The following is an 18,532-nucleotide window of genomic DNA, read 5'->3' as shown; positions in this document are numbered from 1 at the left end:
ACGAAGGAGTGTGTGATGATCGATAAACTCATTCAATTTTCCATCGCACGCCGCTGGCTGGTGATGTTTCTGGTGCTGGTAACGGGCGCCCTGGGTGTCTGGAACTATCAGCAGCTACCCATTGACGCGGTACCCGATATCACCAATGTCCAGGTGCAAATCAATACAGAAGCCCCAGGCTACTCACCGCTGGAAGTGGAGCAACGCATTACCTACCTGGTAGAACTGGCGATCACGGGGTTGCCCTATGTTGAGAGTACCCGTTCGATATCACGCTATGCCCTGTCTCAGGTGACCGTGGTGTTTGAAAAAGGCACGGACATTTACTTTGCCCGCAATCTTATCAACGAGCGCTTGCAGCAGGCGAAAAGCGAGATGCCTTCGGGAATCGATCCGGCGATGGGACCCGTTGCCACAGGCCTCGGTGAAATCTTTCACTATGCGGTGCATGCGAAACCGGGCGCCTTGATGGAAAATGGTGAGCCGTATGATGCGACGGCCTTACGCACCTTGCAGGATTGGGTGATACGTCCGCAATTGCGCCTGGTTCCAGGTGTTACCGAAGTCAATACCATTGGCGGCTTTGAAAAGCAGTTCCACGTCACCCCAGAACCGTCAAAACTGCTGGCCTACCAGCTCAGCTTCGATGATCTGGTGGCGGCATTGGAGAAAAACAACGCCAACATCGGTGCCGGATATATCGAAAAAAATGGCGAACAATACCTGATTCGTGCCCCCGGACAGGTAGCTGACATCCCGGCGATCGAAAAAATCATCGTCGCCCGTCGTGACGGCCTACCCATAACCGTGGCTGACGTGGCCGAGGTGGGATTCGGCAAGGAATTGCGCACCGGTGCTGCGACGCTCGATGGCGAGGAGACGGTCTTGGGTACCGCCGTCATGCTACTGGGCGGCAACAGCCGGACGGTTTCCCAAGCGGTGTCGGCCAAGTTGCTGGAGATCAACAAAACACTGCCCGAAGGCGTGGTTGCAGAGCCGGTTTATAACCGTACAGTACTGGTCGATAAAACCATTTCCACGGTACAGACCAACCTGGTCGAAGGCGCGATTTTGGTTGTCGTCGTGCTCCTGGTCATGCTCGGCAATGTCCGGGCGGCCTTACTCACCGCAATGGTGATCCCTTTGTCAATGTTGATGTTGATGACAGGCATGGTGCAAACCAAGGTCAGTGCCAATCTGATGAGTTTGGGCGCACTCGATTTTGGCTTGATTGTGGATGGCGCGGTGATCATTGTCGAAAACTGTATCTTGCGCTTGGCCGGGCGGCAACACCATCTTGGGCGTACCTTAAAACTGGACGAGCGCCTTCAGACGGTGTTTGCGGCCACCCGCGAGGTATTTACACCAAGTCTGATCAGCGTGTTAGTGGTGATTCTGGTGAACTTACCCATCCTGGCTTTGACGGGCGTGGAAGGCAAAATGTTTACGCCCATGGCCATGGCGGTAATCATGGCCTTGCTGTCTGCGTTGGTGCTGTCACTCACCTTCGTCCCTGCCGCCGTGGCGCTGTTTATGACGGGGCATATCGAGGAGAAGGACAATTTTATTGTTCGCCACTCCAAACGGTTTTACGCCCCGGTTTTGGCGTGGGCACTCAAATTTCGCGTACTCGTATTGTCTGCGGCCCTGATCTTTGTGGTTTTGGTCGGCGCACTGGCAACGCGGATGGGTACGGAATTTATCCCGAATCTGGATGAGGGCGATATTGCCATCCAGGCGCTGCGAATACCGGGTACCAGTCTCACTCAATCTCTGGATATGCAGTTTCAATTGGAAAAAGCGGTGCTGGAAATCCGTGAAGTCAAAACCTACTTCGCACGCGTCGGCACGGCCGAAGTTGCCAGTGACCCCATGGGACCCAACATTTCCGATGGCTATGTCATGCTCAAGGATCGCAGTGAATGGCCCGATTCTGATAAAACCAAAGCGCAGCTGTTAGAAGAAATTGGTGAGAAACTGACGTTGTTGCCGGGAAATGCCTATGAGATCAGCCAGCCGATCCAACTTCGCTTCAACGAGTTGATTTCAGGTGTGCGTTCCGATCTCGGGATCAAGGTGTTTGGTGACGATTTGACGCAACTGCTTAAATCGGGCGGCGAAATCGCGGCGGTATTGAACGGTATTGAGGGCGCCGAAGAGGTTAAGGTCGAGCAGGTGTCCGGCTTGCCTATTCTGTCCATTAATGCCGACCGTTCAGCCATGTATCGCTATGGCTTGAATGTCGCCGATGTGCAGGACGTAGTCGCCGCCGCCACGGGTGGTGAAGAGGCCGGCCTGATCTTTGAGGGCGACCAGCGGTTTTCGATAGTGGTGCGAGTGGCCGAGGGCATAAGGGGCGACTTGCGCGCGTTGGAACGTTTGCCGATACCGCTGCCAGAGGGCGGCTACGTACCGCTGCGGGAAGTGGCCAGTCTCACGCTGGCCCCTGGACCTAATCAGATCTCTCGCGAAAACGGCAAGCGGCGACTGGTTGTCAGCGCGAACGTTCGCGGTCGTGATTTGGGTGGTTTTGTGGCTGAAGTTCAGGGCAAAGTTGCGCAGCAGGTGAAATTGCCGCCCGGCTATTGGCTGGAGTATGGAGGCACCTTTGAGCAACTGCAATCGGCCTCGCAGCGGTTAAGCCTGCTTGTCCCCGTCACTTTGGTGATGATTTTTGCACTGTTGATGATGACCTTTGGTTCGGCAAAAGATGCGGCATTGGTCTTCAGTGGCGTACCGCTGGCGCTGACCGGTGGCGTTATCGCCTTGTGGTTAAGAGATATTCCCCTCTCGATCACAGCCGGCGTTGGGTTTATTACCTTATGCGGGGTTTCTGTACTGACGGGGGTCATGATGGTGTCGGCCTTTCGAGATGAGCTCAATCGGGGTGAATCCGTCGAGCAGGCGATTCAGGGCGGCGCCATGTTGAGATTGCGGCCGATTTTGATGGTCGCTCTGGTGGCTGCATTAGGCTTCTTGCCGATGGCACTCAACACCAGCACTGGAGCAGAAGTCCAAAGACCACTGGCCACGGTAGTCATCGGCGGCATTATCTCATCCACGTTACTCACTCTATTGGTACTTCCCGGCCTTTATCGACTGGCTTGGCGAAAGCCAAAAGAGATTGATGACAACGGCGATCCGATCGCTCAGTGACACCCTCAGGATCGCGGCACCCAACCGATTGTCGCGATCCATCCAACAGCAATGACGACACTTTTTTGGAGTATTCACATGAAACAAATTACCGCTTTTATACATCACGTTCGGTCCGCTGATGTCATCGACGCACTGCGTGACGCGGGTTACAAAAACCTATCGCTACTCGACATCAAGGGTACTTTGAAGCCCCTCGGGGAGCGGGAATTGGCCTATTCTGCCGAAGCTGGCGTGGTTATCTCAGAAGTACAATTATCTCTGGTCTGTGATGACAATCAGGTGGATGAGGTGACGGCTATCATACGCAAAACCGGGAAAATCGGACCCAACATATCCGGTTGGGTATACGTCACCCCTGTCGAGCAAGCGCTACCGATTGGAGGAAAAGAAAATTAACTTCATGGCGAACTCTAACCCGACAAACACCTTTTGTGGTTGGCTGTGTCTTTCCGGTTTGATATTACTGATGGACCAGGCGAGTAAGTATGCCGTTGAGCGTACGATAGAGTACGGTGAGCGCGTGGAGATTAACTCAATTCTTAATATTGTACACATGATGAATCCTGGGGCTGCATTCAGCTTGCTAGCTGATGCTGGTGGCTGGCAACGCTATTTCTTTATTGCATTAGCCTCTGGCGTATCGGTTTGGTTGGTTTGGACAATGCGGCGGCGTCCAACCCGGCTTGAAGCGGCGAGCTATTCGATGCTGCTTGGTGGTGCATTGGGCAACCTGGTTGATCGTGTATGGCGTGGATCGGTAGTGGACTTTCTTGATTTTCACTGGAGCTATTCTCATTGGCCAGCATTCAATCTGGCTGATACAGCGATATTCATAGGGGTATGTATTTTTATTGTGAGTACCATAGGTAGTAGGAATCATCAAGTTCATGATGAAGGCGATAACAGCGACCATGAAAACAACAAAGGAATGAGGTAAGTGGAGAACACGCTCCCGCTGTGGCATGTGGAGCGTGTTCTCGGATTTATCAATTACTAAATAACCTCATGTCTTGTCCCGTCGAAAAGGCTGCATCAACTGTTGCCAATAGTCAGCTGGATAATTCGGCGTTGAAGCGATACCAAGATCTTTAGTACCGATCGTTCGTTCAGAGTCAAAATAAGCCGTTCCCAACAAGCGATCCGTCAAGGTGGTAAAAAGCCCGAAGTTCACATCGCCTTCTTCTGCCGTATTTAAGTGGTGGAAACGATGCACCGCGTTGATTGCGAGAACCCTCCTCAGCGGTCCAGTAAAATACGCCACGTTCGAGTGCTGCAATAGTAACTGAAGCACTACTGCAACCACCAACAACATCAGGACATTTTGTGGCACTCCTACAAAGAGCAATGGTGTCGTTCCTGCGACGGTTTCTATCAATTGATGCAATGGATGTTTCATAAGACCATTAAAACCGTATAGCCGTTTTACGCTGTGATGAACGGCATGAAGGCGCCACAGTGAAGAGAGGCGATGACTGGCAAAATGCGCCAGGGTGATGCCAACATCAGAAATGAGGATCGCCAAAAGTAACTGGAAAGCCAGCGGCCACCCGGAAGGCCATATCGGTGCCAAGACCAGCAAGCCACCAAATAACGGGAGTACAGCAACGCCAATAACATTAAGTGACTCGTTCATAAAGGCGTGAAGCAGATCGCGTCGCTGATCTTGTTGCGGTTCATTAAACGCACGATCATAGGGTGTCAGTTTTTCGGTGGCGAAGGAAATTCCTATAAATACCAAGATCAAAAATACCAGCCAACCTTGGTTGTAACCCTCGGCAACAAGATAGATAGCGACGCCATTTCCGACGAGCAAAAACAACGGCAAATACAGGAGCCTAACCAACCACGTTATGCTACGAATCATTTTAACACTCCTCGCTGATTGAGAGTGTTCAGCATCTCATGTTTACACGTAGCCACATTGAACGAAAGTGCTGTTTATTCTGACAAAAGCCGTTGAATAACTGCCGGGGAAACACCAAAAGCCTCGGTAACAGACCGGCAGAAATGGGCCTGATCGGAAAATCCCGATGCAATTGCCGCATCAGTGAGTGACATTTGGCGTGATAACTCAAACCCCGTTAATAGTTTTAACCACTTTTTATAGCTGCGTAAAGGTAAGCCGGTGCTTTCGGAAAACCAGTGGGAAAAACGACTTGGGGAAAGACGAACTTTCTTTGCCAACTCGGCTCTAGAGATTGATCGCCCATCCATGGCTTCGGCATGTAATGCTTTTAAAATGTGGCTCAATCTGCTCTTTGGATCAGATGTTTGATCGTGCCGGTAGTGACGCTCGAAAGCCTCCAGTTCGAATGAAAGGTTTTCCGTGGCAGTAAAGCGAGATAAACACGCCGTATTGAATTCCTCACGGAGTGTCCCAATGGGTTGCATCAACGGATTTTTTATGTGAGGCAGCAAGGCTTTGCAAATATCATGGGTTGGATCGATATAAATACACAGTACCTCGGCCATTATCAATTGATGAGTAACTCCAGCCGGTATCCATAACCCCTTTTCTTTGTGCCGTGTTTCGCTGGAAATGACTTCAACGTTTGCATCTAAACCGATCGCGATTTGATGCGCCCAATGTTTATGGGGCTTATTGTCTCCTGACTCGCCAAGGAACGCACCGATACCTGGTGTTATCGCTACTGAGCCGTGCCATGGGTTCACTAAAGTATTTGTTGTGATCATTACCCTATCTCTACAAAGGCAGCTTTTCATTGTAGTTGACTGTCTATAAGCGCTTGCAACTTTTCTAGGAGGATAAATGAGGCATTATTGGTGAATTGCTGTCCTTCTTCGATGTACTCCCATACGGTAGCGTCGCTCTTCCAGCCGCCTTGTTTCTTAATAAACTCAAAGTCGATTTTTTCCCTCGCTGCCGATGTAGAGAGGCCACGCCGAAAGCTATGGCTGCTCAAGTCCGGCACGAAATCGAACTGACAGGCGTTCCCCAGAGTCTTGAGTAATTGATTAATGCCACCGGGATTCAGTGCTTTGGGTTGAACCTTATCCCAACGGTTAACGGGACGAAAAACCGGACCTTCATTGATATCAGCCAATTCTATCCAGTTCTTCATGGCCATAGCAGGACAGCAGCCTGGTGCACCGAAAGGTAATGCTCGCACTAAGCCCATGGCTTGTTGATCGGTCTTGGAACGAGACAGCCGGATGAGAAGTCCTTCTGGTTCCCACACCAGATCACCGATTTGAATGGCCACCAATTCGCTACGACGAAAGGCGCCAAAAAAGCCGGTCAACACCAGCGCGATATCCCGCTGTTTCTTTTTGGTGTCAGGCAGTTGCCGCAAGTGATTCACCATCTGGGCAATGTGCTCCAAACGTAATGCCTTGGCTTTGCGTTTGGGTTGGCCTTGAGTACGACGAACGCCTTCCATGGTTTTGCGGACCAACGGATCGCTTACCGGATCGATGAGCCCTTGGTAATGGTGCCATTGGCTAATGGCGGTCAGGTGCAGATCCAGGGTCCGGGGGTTGAGCGATTCGGCTCTGGCCAGCAGGTAACGCACGACAGTATCCCGATCCGAGGGCAGGCGACCACCCCATTTTTCAAATTGGCGAATGGTCGAGCGGTAGGCTTTGCGCGTGTTGTCGGACGTCGCTGCCTGGAGGTAGTGCCGCAATGATTCGGCTTCCTGACGTTCAATCAGGGTCGATTCCTCATTACGTAATGGCAAGTTGCTAGCCGGTTTTGGCGGTTTGTTGTTCATGAATAGGATTTCCTTCGATGTCGCTCAAAAGGCGGCTATGTACCGGCGTTACAAGTCGAAAATTTACGTCAAGATCCATTAACCTACGATAAGGTAGATTATCGGTGGTTAGTATCTTGAATTCAAGCGATCTTGAAAAACACATATACAATGTTATATTACGTGTTATGTAATATGTTACTAAATAATCCGAGAGGAATCACCATGGCCCGTGCCGGAGTCACTTATCACGATATCGCTAAAGCAGCTGAAGTCATTAAAACACATGGCCAGGAACCCACGGTGGATAGGGTGCGCGAGCATCTGGGCACCGGCAGCAAAAGCACCATCGCGCCATTGCTCAAGCGTTGGCGGTCAGACAATGGGGAGGCGGCCGATGTCAGTGGACTGCCGAACGACCTCATCGAGGTGGTAAAGTCCCTGCATGAGCGGGTACAGCAGATGGCCGACCACCGTATCGAACAAGCTCGCCAGGAATTCGAGACTTTAAAGGAAGAACTCCGCACAGAGTTGACCTATGCCAACAACACCATCGCGCAACTTACTGCCCGACAACGGGACCTTGAGAACCAGATAGCACGAATTACCGAGGAAAAAAGCCTGCAAGACAAGTCCCTGGAAGACGCACGCGTCAGGCTGGCAAAGGCCGAGTCTCAGCGGGACGAAGCTCTTACGCGAGCCAACGACTTGAAGGAGAGTGTCAGTGAACTCAGGCAAGAAAACCGGGATATTCGCGATCATTTCGAACATTACCAGCAGCGCACTGCCGAAGACCGCCAGCAGGAGCGCGAACAGTTCCGTATAGTTAACCAGGGGTTAAATGATCAGATTCAGGATCTGCAACACCGGCTCGCACAGACTGAGTCGAGAGCGTCCGAGCTATTCGACATCAACGCGCAGTTACAACGAAATGCCGATGAATTAAAACGGGCCAATGCGGCGCTAAATAGCGACTTGAACGCAAAGATGGAAGATATCCAGAACCTGGAACACGAGTATGAAGAAGCCGTGACAAGGTGCCGGGAATACCAGCATAAAAATGAGCAATTGTCGGAAAACATGGCCGCGCTCACCACTCAGAAAGCAGATGTCGATAAGCAAGTGGCCGTGTTATCCCACGCACTGGAGACCACCAAAGCCGAACTGAAAACCGCCCAGGATAAAGTGGCATTTCTGACCGATGAGAATAAGGTGATTCTTCAGGAAAAAGCAGTGATCCAAGGGCAGTTTAAACAGCTTCAAAGTTCGCTATAACGATTTAATGGATGTGTTTTGATCGTCTGGCTGCAAATGCAGAAATCGTTGCCAGCCCCTAAACGAGCAAACTTGGCAAATTTGTCGGTTCTTCCACAAGACCCTGCAGGCCAAGGAGAAGCATCGATTCGACCAACGTCAGGTGGAAAAAGAATATTGATATTCCTACATATTATCAATGTGTTATAGGTTTTGTGGCTAAATTCAACGCTTTTACCGGCCGAATGCAGCCGAACCTCAAATACAGGGATTAACGGCTATCAAACGAAAACCTACGGTTACGAGGGTGCCACAGGATTCAAAACCGTAGGTTTTCGTTCAAATGCCCCCGCTGGTCCGTATAGGGAAAGTGGCTCCGCCTTTGTATTAAGGCGCAATCAGCTGGAGGGAGGGCTTTGCACTGCGGAGTGTATTATTGCCCTTTGGCAACAGGCGGGCTATGAAAATCAAGCAACAGAATTAACATCATTATTTACAGCGCTCAATATCCGTAATTGAGCACTCAGCAAAGCGTTTGGACTCCTTAGAGGATAAGATTTATCTGCTTGAACATCCGTATTTAAATAACAGTTAAGTAAATGCAAAAAAAATGGCTCATTGCGCCTCCCAATACAAACAGATGCCAAATCGCATGGTTAAAGGGAATCCATTTACCCACATAGAAAATTACGCCTAAGGTGTAGAATAGTCCGCCTAAGATCAATAAGTTAAATCCAAGCTCTGACATAGATGAGGTTAAATCACCTATGATAGTCACGCATAGCCAACCCATTGCAAGATACAGCACTAGACTTAGCTTTTTGAACTTATGAATAAACAGAGTTTTAAATAAAATACCGCCGAGAGCCAATGACCAGATTGCCGTCAAAATTACCGTCGATTGTGTGCCCTGCAAGCTGATCAACATCAAAGGCGTATAAGTGCCTGCAATCAAACAGTAAATCGCACAGTGATCGGCGATCTTAAGTTTATGCTTCCAGCCTGAATGGGTGACACTATGGTATAAGGTAGAGCATAGAAAAAGCACTATGATACTTGCACCATAAATGGCAACACCCGTAAGTTGGATCAGCGTTAGGTGATCTTGCCCTTTTAGTAACATCAGTACTAATGCCACAATTCCTGCGATGACGCCTAGGCCATGGGATACACTGTTAGCAATCTCTTCTTTGACACTGTACAGCCCATATTTAGCCTCGTTTTGTGCTGTATTTTGTTGTTTGATAACACTTTGACTCGACATGGTAGATATACACCCGCAAACGATAATGACTGAGTCTATCAGTTAGGAAAATAAATCACCATATTTCAGCGTACAATTGTAAGCTTAAATATAGTGAAGATTTTTTCACGCTGACCTTTTAGATTTTTACGCGGACTTTTAATCTAAGTTAGCTTGTACATTCATCTTTTATCCGCTTGAGCCACTTATAGATTTAGAAACCGTTTAACTTCGCTCTAAATAGTATCTAAATTCCCAGTCTTGTTTATCTCTATAACTTGTATCTTACAGAGTATTGATTTGGCTGCGAGGCAAAATCAGCTTGAAATTTGTTGTGGCACTTTGCGCTGAAGTAAGCATTGAGCTTTGTTGCATAAGTGTTGAACTTTGCCCTGTTTGTCTCCTCTAATTTGCGTTGAACACTCGCAAGTCACTAATATCAACATAAAGAGCAATCGATTCAAGTTGATCAGCGTCATCTCAATATCGATTTATATTACATAAAACCTAAGGATGGATTTTGCCTTTTCAACCTCAGCCCGAAAATATGCCTTTATTTGCAACTTGTCCTACCTCGGCAGGTATTGGAGATGCTGATAGTGCTTTTTTTATTTCAGCAACGTTATCGGAAGATGAAGCCGTTATCGCGTTCGACCATCATCTTAGTAACCTTGACTATCCCTTGGAGCCAGCATTAGCTGCCGATGTGGAGCTGTCAGTATTGAACTGTGACGCTAGCCCTTTATCGGTTCAGCTTTACAACCCGACCCAAGCTCAATCTGACATTCAAACTCAACAGAGATCAAAAGCTGAACAGTCTAGTGCTCTCGGGCTGGGGATCTGGGGATTTTTGCGTGCTCGCCAAGCGTTTCATTATAAAGGTTTTAGCCTGCTGTTTTTTGTACTCATAGTGCATGTGTGTTTATTTTCACTGATCTACTTATTGTGGCGGCCACAGTTAAATCCGTTTGGATTTACGACAACAGACAGTCGTGGCCCTAAAGTGACTGCGCTCAAAGCTTATTTTATTTATGCTCCCGCAGTAGAGAAGGCCGAAACCGCTGCACCTGAAACTGAGATAAAGGCCGAGGCGACAAGTTCTGTTGCGCCTATACCTGTTCCCACACCTCAAATTCCAGTTAAGCCTCAACCAATGCTTGAAAAAATCATGCCTGAAAACGCCGTCTCTGAAAAAGTAGTGCCGGAAAAAGTGAAGCCAGATACTGTTAAACCGGACATCACTCAGTCGAGTGCCATTAGTGAAGTAGAACCCGCTGGAGCGACTGCAAAAAAGCCTACGAATACGTTTGATGCCACAGAAATTAAGCCGCAGCTTGGCGCTAAAAGTTCGCCTGTAGAAAAAGGTGAAAGCACAATGGCGACAAGCTCAAGCATGAGTTTATTCACCCAGCAATATTTTGAACGTCAGCGAGAACAAGCGCTCGATGATCTCGTGATTGAACAGGCGGATAAATTCACACGGAAATCGAATATGAGCGAAATGAGCCCAGAGATGGAAGTGTTATTTGTCCCTAACGCCGATGATTTTAGTGGCCCAACGAGTTTAGATTTACCCATAGATCCAAATCGTATTGTTCGTAAGGGTGATACTTGTTATCGAGTGGTACAAGTCGGCACTCAAGTTAATCCTTACGCCGAAAATTTAGGCTTCCCATTTGACTGCAGTGGCAAAAAAATCAATCAAGCTATTGATGATGCCATCCAATCTCGATTAAATAAAATGATGCTAAAGCCCTATAAATAGCGATCTTTTGAAATGATTTATTTTCACACAAAGTAAGATGTATATTATATTTACTAATTAAATCATTTAAAAACAAATTGTTATAGTTCTTTTGTTTTGACTGTATCCTGATTTTTAAATTGCTTTTTCCCTTGTTTGTTGCTGCCGCTTCTGTCTATACTGCGCACTCATCTTGTCGGAGTGCCTCTTGGCTGAGACCGTTTATTCGGGATCCGTTGAACCTGATCAGGTTAATACCTGCGAAGGAAACAAGCGTAATAACACACATTAAATCGTGAAAATGGACGGCTTTAACACCTGTTTACTCAGCAGTGCTTCAAGCCTAAATGTTTAGATTTAATTGTTATTGAGCAGGGTAACTCAATTTTTAAAGCCAGCTTTGGCCACAAAAATTGAATGCCATGCTCTGCTATCAACAACTCAATTCTCCAGACAAGTAACTCCATTTTTTAACGTGAGATTGCTTATGTCCAGTTCAAACCCAAACCCAGCTGTAGCTGCCAATGCGATAGAAATCACAGCGCCAGAATCGACAATCCCTAATAAATCGACTGAGTCTAGTCAATCAACCGTGCCTAAGGCGCCAAGTCGCCGCGAAACTCGCGCGCAGGCTCAAGCCTTTATCGATACGTTAGCGCCGCTGCAACATCCTAATTCACAAAAGATTTATCTTGAAGGTTCCAGTGCCGATATACGCGTTGGTATGCGGCAAATTCTGCAGACTGACACGCTTGTCGGTGGTACGCCTATCATGGAAAAAAATCCGCCAATCCGCGTGTACGATTGCGCTGGACCTTATTCCGATCCTGAGGCTGACATCAATGTGCGTCTAGGCCTTGGTAAATTAAGACAAAACTGGATTCTAGCCCGCAACGACACAGAGCAATTACACTGCGCGACCTCCGATTTTACCCAACAAAGACTCGCAGACGACGGTTTGGATCATCAACGTTTCGAGGCGGGTTCGAGTGCAATTGTTCGCCCACGCAGAGCATTGCAGGGCAAACGTGTCAGCCAATTACACTATGCCCGTCAAGGAATTATCACTCCCGAAATGGAATATGTGGCGATCCGCGAGAATATGGCTCTCGCGCAGGTGCAGGATGAGATCCTCAACCGTAAAGCTAAGGGCGAGGCCTTTGGCGCTGTAGTCGGCGAACCGATTACCGCTGAATTTGTCCGCTCCGAAGTCGCCCGTGGCCGCGCAATTATTCCATTGAATATCAATCATCCCGAAGCTGAGCCTATGATTATCGGCCGTAACTTTCTGGTGAAAGTGAACGCCAATATTGGTAACTCTGCGGTGACGTCTTCCATCGAAGAAGAAGTGGAAAAGCTCGTCTGGTCAACCCGTTGGGGCGCCGATACGGTAATGGATTTATCCACGGGTCGTTATATCCACGAAACCCGCGAATGGATCATCCGCAATTCACCAGTGCCCATCGGCACTGTGCCGATTTATCAAGCACTGGAGAAAGTGAACGGCGTGGCAGAGGATTTAACCTGGGAAGTGTTCCGCGATACTTTGATAGAACAAGCTGAGCAAGGGGTTGATTACTTTACCATTCATGCTGGCGTATTACTGCGTTATGTGCCGATGACGGCTAAACGCGTCACCGGGATTGTCTCCCGCGGCGGTTCGATCATGGCGAAATGGTGCTTGAGTCACCACAAGGAAAACTTCCTCTACAGCCATTTCCGTGAGATCTGTGAGCTTTGCGTCGCCTACGATGTATCCCTGTCTTTAGGTGACGGTATGCGTCCTGGATCGATTGCCGACGCCAATGATGCCGCCCAGTTTGCAGAGCTTGAAACCTTAGGTGAGCTAGTTAAAATCGCGTGGGAATACGACGTACAAACCATTATCGAAGGGCCGGGACATATTCCGATGCAGCTCATTAAAGAGAATATGGACAAGCAGTTAGCTCACTGCGACGAGGCGCCGTTTTATACGCTTGGCCCACAAATTACCGATATCGCACCGGGGTATGATCATTTCACCTCCGGCATAGGTGCGACCATGATCGCATGGTACGGCTGTGCCATGTTGTGTTACGTCACGCCAAAGGAACACTTAGGATTACCGAATAAACAAGATGTTAAGCAAGGTTTGATTGCTTACAAGATTGCCGCCCATGCCGCTGATGTGGCAAAAGGTCATCCGAGTGCGCAAATTCGCGATAATGCGCTGGCAAAGGCGCGGTTTGAATTCCGCTGGGAAGATCAATATAACTTAGGGCTCGATCCTGACACTGCACGGGCTTACCACGATGAGTCCTTACCGCAGGAATCGGCCAAGGTCGCTCATTTTTGCTCTATGTGCGGTCCTAAATTCTGCTCGATGAAAATCACCCAAGATGTGCGCGCCTATGCTGCAGGTTTAGAGGCGGCTGATACGAAGTCGGAGCTAGTTGAAGCAGCTGCCCAAGCGATGCAAGCTACAATACCAGTAACAATGCAAGTTACGATTAAGACGCAACATGAGTTGGAAGCGGCAATGGCGCTAAAATCGGCGCAATTTGCCGCCTCGGGCGCCGAGATCTATCAGGTGAAAGACAAGCTTGTCGCTGAAGCTGAGGAAGCCTAATTATGCTGGGTATTCATGGGGATAAATCGGCCATAAATACCGAGCGTCCCGCGTTTGTTTGGACCATAGCGGGTTCAGACAGCGGCGGCGGTGCCGGTATTCAGGCGGACTTAGCGACAATTCAGGATTTGGGTTGTTATGGTTGCAGCGCGATCACTACAGTGACGGCGCAAAGCTCAGTGGCGGTCACCTTAGTTGAATCCGTAAGTGAGGCCATGTTACTGGCTCAGTTAAGAACTTTACTCTCAGATTTGCCACCACAGGCGATCAAAATCGGTTTACTGGCTAATCAGAATCAGGTGGTATTGCTGGCAGATTGGATCGCGAGTTTTAAAACCCTATATCCATTTGTGCCTGTGATTGTCGATCCTGTGATGGTCGCCAGTTGTGGTGATGCGTTAGCCGATAAAAGCACTGCCAAACTGGCTTTAGATTTCACGCCTTTCAAGGGCCTGATTGAGCTTATCACGCCTAACGTGCTCGAACTTGAGCGGTTAACTAAAAGTGATGTTTCAACTAAAGCGCAGTTCGCTACTGCGGCACAGGCTTTATCCCAGAGTATTGATTGCAGTGTGCTCGCCAAAGGGGGCGATGTGAGCTTTGGTTGCACTGATATTCTTGATGGCACTTATGCTAAAACTCGCGATAACACTCATGCTAATGCTCATGATGGCAACGGCTGGGGCTGGGATCTTGAGCTTGCTGAGGATTATCTGGTTTGCCGACAAGTGCACGCGAGCTCTGAGCTGCATCAAAATGGACGCTTCTGGTTATCAAGCCCGCGGGTCAATACTTATCATAACCATGGCAGTGGTTGCACTTTATCATCGGCAATTGCCGCCGTTTTAGCGCAGGGTTTTGTGTTGCAAGATGCGGTGGTTGTCGCGAAAGCCTATGTGAGTCAAGGCCTAAGCGCAGCTATTGGCCTAGGGCAAGGTCCTGGGCCACTGGCTCGCACAGGTTGGCCTAATGATGTGTCTCGCTATGCCAAGATAAGTCTGTGTAATCGCAATAACATCGACCAAGTCAGCCATGCTGGTCGTGGCTTACCTGAAACGGTTCTGGTGAATACGGCCTCGACACAGCCATTCGTTACTCCATCGCGCGGTTTTAAAGTGCTCCATGCCGATCTCGGTGTTTATCCTGTGGTGAATAGCCTAGCCATGCTTGAAAACTTGTTAGCTGCGGGCGTTAAAACCGTGCAGCTAAGAATAAAAACCGACATCACTGAGTTAGCTGATGCAAAGCAAGTTGGATCTGAGCTAGTTGACTCGGAATTAGTTAAAGCTGAATTAGAGGCACAAATTCAAACCGCAATTGCCTTAGGTAAGCATTTTAATGCTCAGCTTTTTATTAATGATCACTGGCAGTTAGCGATAAAGCATCATGCCTTTGGCGTACATCTAGGCCAAGAAGATCTCGCAGTTACCGACTTAGCTGCCATTCAAGTGGCGGGACTTGCACTTGGGATATCGAGCCACAGTTATTTCGAGTTGCTATTGGCGCATCAATACTCGCCATCCTATATCGCCCTTGGGCATATATTCCCAACCACGACTAAGCAAATGCCTTCTACGCCTCAAGGATTAGCAAAACTTAAACATTATGTGGCGTTACTCCAAGACCATTATCCCTTAGTCGCTATTGGCGGCATCGACTTAGATAATCTCGCAAAGGTGAAAACCACTGGGGTTGACAATATTGCTGTGGTGCGTGCAATAACCGAGGCTCCGGAACCGACCACTGCGTTTGCAGAGTTGAGCCAAGCTTGGGAGCTAAGTGCATGCCAAATATGAGCACAAATAAACAGCTTTATAATGGTGAGACTGTCAGTGGCAAAACACTCAGCGATGCCGATTTCATGCGTTATTCTCGACAAGTCTTATTGCCAGAAGTGGGTGAGGCAGGGCAATTGCAATTGGCCGATGCCTGTGTCGCGATTATCGGTCTTGGCGGCTTAGGGCAATTGGCGGCGCAATATTTGGCCTGTGCAGGTGTTGGCAACTTAATCTTAATCGATATGGATAAGGTTGAAGTATCAAATCTGCCTAGGCAATTGTTATTTAACGATGGCGATATTGGACTCAATAAGGCGCGAGTTGCCAAGCGAAAACTCAATAACTTAGCGCCGCATTGCACTGTTACTGCCCATGAAACTGCATTTAATGCTGAAACACATGCTGATCAATTAGCGGATGTTTTACTGGCAAAACAACAGGGCAAAAGAGTGCTAGTGCTTGACTGCACAGATAATTTTGCGACTCGCCAATCCATTAATCGCTGCTGTATCGAAGCTGCTTTGCCCTTAGTCAGTGCGTCGATCGCGGCATTTAGCGGCCAATTGTTTGCAGTCGATCAAATGCAGCTCCCCTCTGGCGGTTGCTATCAGTGTATTTTCCCCGCACAGACAAGAGTGTCGCAGAGTTGCGGTACCCAAGGCGTACTCGGATCGAGCGTGGGCGTGATGGCATCAATGCAATCCTTGGTGGCGATGCAACTCTTGCTGAGTATGGATAGCGATTGTGATAAAGCACAAAACTCCTTGCTGGGGCATTTTTGGCGGTTCGACGCTAAATCACTTGTATGGACATCGGCTGCATTAACGCGGGATCCTCACTGTAATGTGTGTGGTTCAAAAGAGCTTCATCCCTCATTCAATATGCACAGCAAGCTACACAGTATGGAGATTTGATATGATTTTAATTCACATAAATAATATCCCGCAGTCGCTAACAGAACCGACTTCACTTGCGGCAGTGATACTCGGGCAAAATATTGCCCTCGACTCGGTCGCTATCGTGTTGAATGCTGAGGTCGTTCCACGCAATCGCTGGCAATCTATTCTCTGTCAACATGAAGATAAACTAGAACTTTTTTCCGCAGTGGCAGGAGGCTAATATGTTAAAGATTGCCGATATGGAGTTTGAATCGCGTTTATTTACCGGAACGGGAAAGTTCAGTAATAGCCAAGTGATGATCGATGCGATAATGGCTTCAAAGTCGCAGTTAGTCACAGTTGCGATGAAAAGAGTTGATCTCAAAATGGGGCTAGATGATTTGCTCAGCCCATTACGGCAAGCGGGTGTACGGCTATTGCCTAACACTTCGGGGGCGAGAAATGCCAAGGAGGCGGTCTTTGCGGCTGAGCTTGCCCATGAAATGCTGGGAACTCATTGGATCAAGCTCGAAATCCACCCCGACCCTAAGTATCTGATGCCCGATGCGATTGAAACCTTAGAAGCGGCCAAAATCCTCTGTGACAAGGGTTTTATCGTATTACCCTATGTGCATGCCGATCCCGTACTTTGCCACCGCTTAGAAGAAGTGGGCTGTGCTGCAGTCATGCCTCTGGCGAGCCCGATTGGCAGTAATCAAGGTTTAGTCACTGAAAGCTTTTTAAAAATCATCATAGAGCAGGCGCGGGTGCCTGTGGTGATCGACGCCGGCATTGGTGCACCTTCACAGGCGGCGCGGGCAATGGAACTGGGCGCCGATGCGGTACTGGTGAACACCGCTATTGCCAGCAGCGCTTCGCCCATAGTGATGGCCGAATGTTTTAAAGAAGCTGTGCAATGCGGAAAACGCGCCTTTGAAGCAGGGCTTAGCCGAGTGCAAACGGGCGCCGTACATTCCAGTCCACTGACAGGATTTTTAAACCAATGAGTTTTGTAGCGAAATTTGCCAACATCCCACGGGATAAACTGTTACTCGATTTGTATTCTTGCACAGCCCAAGATGTCGAACGGGCGCTAGTGAATCCAGCAGGGGATTTACGCAGCTTACTGACCTTGTTATCACCTGCGGCAGAGCCTTATATCGAAATCATGGCACAACGTTCAGCGGCGCTGACACGGCAGCGATTTGGCGCGAATCTGGGCTTGTATTTGCCTTTGTACCTGTCAAACCTGTGTGCCAATGAATGTGATTACTGTGGTTTTAGCATAGGTAACAAACTCAAACGCAAGACATTGAATAAACAGGAGTTGATGGCCGAAATAGCCATTATCAAAGGCAGAGGTTTTGATTCTATTTTGCTCGTATCAGGCGAGCATGAAACTAAGGTCGGCATAGACTATTTCAAGCAAATGCTGCCACTGATAAAACAGCAATTTAGCCATGTGGCGATGGAGGTTCAGCCAATGAGTGAGGAGCATTATCGCCAGTTAGTCGCGCTAGGTTTAGATGCGGTCATGATTTATCAAGAAACCTATCAGCCAGAAACTTACGCGAGCCACCATACTCGAGGTAAAAAACAGGACTTTGCCTATCGTTTAGAAACGCCGGACAGAATTGCGGTGGCAGGCGTCGATAAAATTGGTCTTGGGGTATTACTGGGGCTAGATGATTGGCGTTTAGATGCGTTAATGATGGGATATCATCTCGACTATCTAGAACGGCGATATTGGCGCACCCGCTTTAGTATCTCGCTGCCAAGGTTAAGGCCTTGTACTGGCGGGATCACCCCAAGAGTCATTTTATCGGATTTAGGCTTAGTGCAAATGATTTGTGCGTTTAGGCTTTTTAATCAGCAGCTTGATATCAGTATGTCGACGAGGGAAAGTCCTGAGTTGAGGGATAATCTCTTGCCACTTGGGATAACTCAGTTAAGTGCTGGCAGTTCGACGCAGCCGGGCGGCTATCAAGCGCCAGGCAGTCAACTCGATCAGTTTGAGATAAGTGATGAGCGCAGTGTTGAACAAATCATAAAACAGATGCAACTGCAGGGTTTTAATCCTGTATTTAAAGATTGGGAATCGGCTTGGATAAATAGCTAGTTTTTGCGGGGGAATAAATGGTTCTAAGACCGATAA

At 48.5% G+C, this 18,532-nt stretch carries 15 protein-coding genes, 1 pseudogene and 1 riboswitch; of the genes and pseudogenes, 12 read left to right on the top strand and 4 right to left on the bottom strand.

Translation table 11 applies throughout. The features are described from left to right. Nucleotides 1-15 precede the first annotated feature (15 nt). From L2744_RS04585 to lspA, 3 genes are all read left to right on the top strand, one after another. The gene (locus tag L2744_RS04585) at nt 16-3,156 is read left to right on the top strand and encodes an efflux RND transporter permease subunit (protein ID WP_140907665.1); all 3,141 of its coding nucleotides are present in this window, start codon (nt 16-18) and stop codon (nt 3,154-3,156) included. Nucleotides 3,157-3,234: 78 nt separating this feature from the next. Then, nucleotides 3,235-3,555: a P-II family nitrogen regulator gene (locus tag L2744_RS04580; protein WP_105934546.1), complete on the top strand. Its 321-nt coding sequence runs from the start codon at nt 3,235-3,237 to the stop codon at nt 3,553-3,555. Nucleotides 3,556-3,559: 4 nt separating this feature from the next. Next, entirely contained in the window at nt 3,560-4,096 is a 537-nt protein-coding gene (gene lspA / locus L2744_RS04575) for a signal peptidase II (protein WP_140907663.1), read from the top strand. 66 nt (nt 4,097-4,162) lie between these two features. Here the strand turns inward: lspA and L2744_RS04570 are convergent, their stop codons facing one another. The 3 genes from L2744_RS04570 to L2744_RS04560 form a co-directional block, all read right to left on the bottom strand. Further along, the gene (locus L2744_RS04570; RefSeq protein ID WP_186507490.1) at nt 4,163-5,023 is read right to left on the bottom strand and encodes a sterol desaturase family protein; all 861 of its coding nucleotides are present in this window, start codon (nt 5,021-5,023) and stop codon (nt 4,163-4,165) included. Nucleotides 5,024-5,097: 74 nt separating this feature from the next. Next, nucleotides 5,098-5,853, bottom strand: coding sequence for a helix-turn-helix transcriptional regulator (locus L2744_RS04565; protein ID WP_248990808.1), 756 nt, complete (start codon nt 5,851-5,853; stop codon nt 5,098-5,100). 26 nt (nt 5,854-5,879) lie between these two features. Next, a complete protein-coding gene (locus tag L2744_RS04560) occupies nt 5,880-6,893 on the bottom strand; it encodes a tyrosine-type recombinase/integrase (protein ID WP_248990807.1) in 1,014 nt (337 codons plus the stop codon). A 204-nt stretch (nt 6,894-7,097) separates the two neighbouring features. Between L2744_RS04560 and L2744_RS04555 the strand changes: the two genes are divergently transcribed. Together L2744_RS04555 and L2744_RS04550 are read left to right on the top strand one after the other, a co-directional pair. Next, nucleotides 7,098-8,147, top strand: a complete 1,050-nt coding sequence (locus L2744_RS04555) for a DNA-binding protein (protein WP_101566853.1) — start codon at nt 7,098-7,100, stop codon at nt 8,145-8,147. Nucleotides 8,148-8,501: 354 nt separating this feature from the next. Next, nucleotides 8,502-8,645, top strand: a pseudogene (locus L2744_RS04550) (DTW domain-containing protein); the annotation flags it as partial. A 61-nt stretch (nt 8,646-8,706) separates the two neighbouring features. Here the strand turns inward: L2744_RS04550 and trhA are convergent. Further along, nucleotides 8,707-9,390, bottom strand: a complete 684-nt coding sequence (gene trhA, locus L2744_RS04545) for a PAQR family membrane homeostasis protein TrhA (RefSeq protein WP_248990806.1) — start codon at nt 9,388-9,390, stop codon at nt 8,707-8,709. Between the two features lie 499 nt (nt 9,391-9,889). Here trhA and L2744_RS04540 point away from each other — a divergent pair, with 499 nt between their 5' ends. From L2744_RS04540 to thiH, 7 genes are all read left to right on the top strand, one after another. Continuing rightward, on the top strand, nt 9,890-11,134 hold the full coding sequence (locus L2744_RS04540) for a hypothetical protein (protein WP_248990805.1): 1,245 nt from the start codon (nt 9,890-9,892) through the stop codon (nt 11,132-11,134). A gap of 166 nt (nt 11,135-11,300) precedes the next feature. Next, nucleotides 11,301-11,399: riboswitch (TPP riboswitch) on the top strand. A 201-nt stretch (nt 11,400-11,600) separates the two neighbouring features. After that, nucleotides 11,601-13,721: a phosphomethylpyrimidine synthase ThiC gene (thiC, locus tag L2744_RS04535; RefSeq protein ID WP_248990804.1), complete on the top strand. Its 2,121-nt coding sequence runs from the start codon at nt 11,601-11,603 to the stop codon at nt 13,719-13,721. Between the two features lie 2 nt (nt 13,722-13,723). Continuing rightward, nucleotides 13,724-15,517 carry a thiamine phosphate synthase gene (gene thiE / locus L2744_RS04530; RefSeq protein WP_248990803.1) on the top strand — a complete coding sequence of 598 codons (1,794 nt, stop codon included), beginning with the start codon at nt 13,724-13,726 and terminating at the stop codon, nt 15,515-15,517. Next, nucleotides 15,505-16,413: a HesA/MoeB/ThiF family protein gene (locus L2744_RS04525; RefSeq protein WP_248990802.1), complete on the top strand. Its 909-nt coding sequence runs from the start codon at nt 15,505-15,507 to the stop codon at nt 16,411-16,413. Before thiE ends, L2744_RS04525 begins: the two co-directional genes overlap by 13 nt. A gap of 1 nt (nt 16,414) precedes the next feature. After that, complete coding sequence (gene thiS, locus L2744_RS04520) at nt 16,415-16,618, top strand: sulfur carrier protein ThiS (protein WP_248990801.1); 204 nt, start codon at nt 16,415-16,417, stop codon at nt 16,616-16,618. Between the two features lies 1 nt (nt 16,619). Beyond that, nucleotides 16,620-17,384: a thiazole synthase gene (locus L2744_RS04515; protein WP_248990800.1), complete on the top strand. Its 765-nt coding sequence runs from the start codon at nt 16,620-16,622 to the stop codon at nt 17,382-17,384. Next, entirely contained in the window at nt 17,381-18,496 is a 1,116-nt protein-coding gene (gene thiH / locus L2744_RS04510; protein WP_248990799.1) for a 2-iminoacetate synthase ThiH, read from the top strand. Before L2744_RS04515 ends, thiH begins: the two co-directional genes overlap by 4 nt. Nucleotides 18,497-18,532: the final 36 nt, after the last annotated feature.

It is taken from the genome of Shewanella profunda, from assembly GCF_023283765.1.
GTDB lineage: Bacteria > Pseudomonadota > Gammaproteobacteria > Enterobacterales > Shewanellaceae > Shewanella > Shewanella profunda.
Note: the sequence above shows the minus strand (reverse complement) of the source record. Positions and strands in the feature narration are given on the sequence as shown.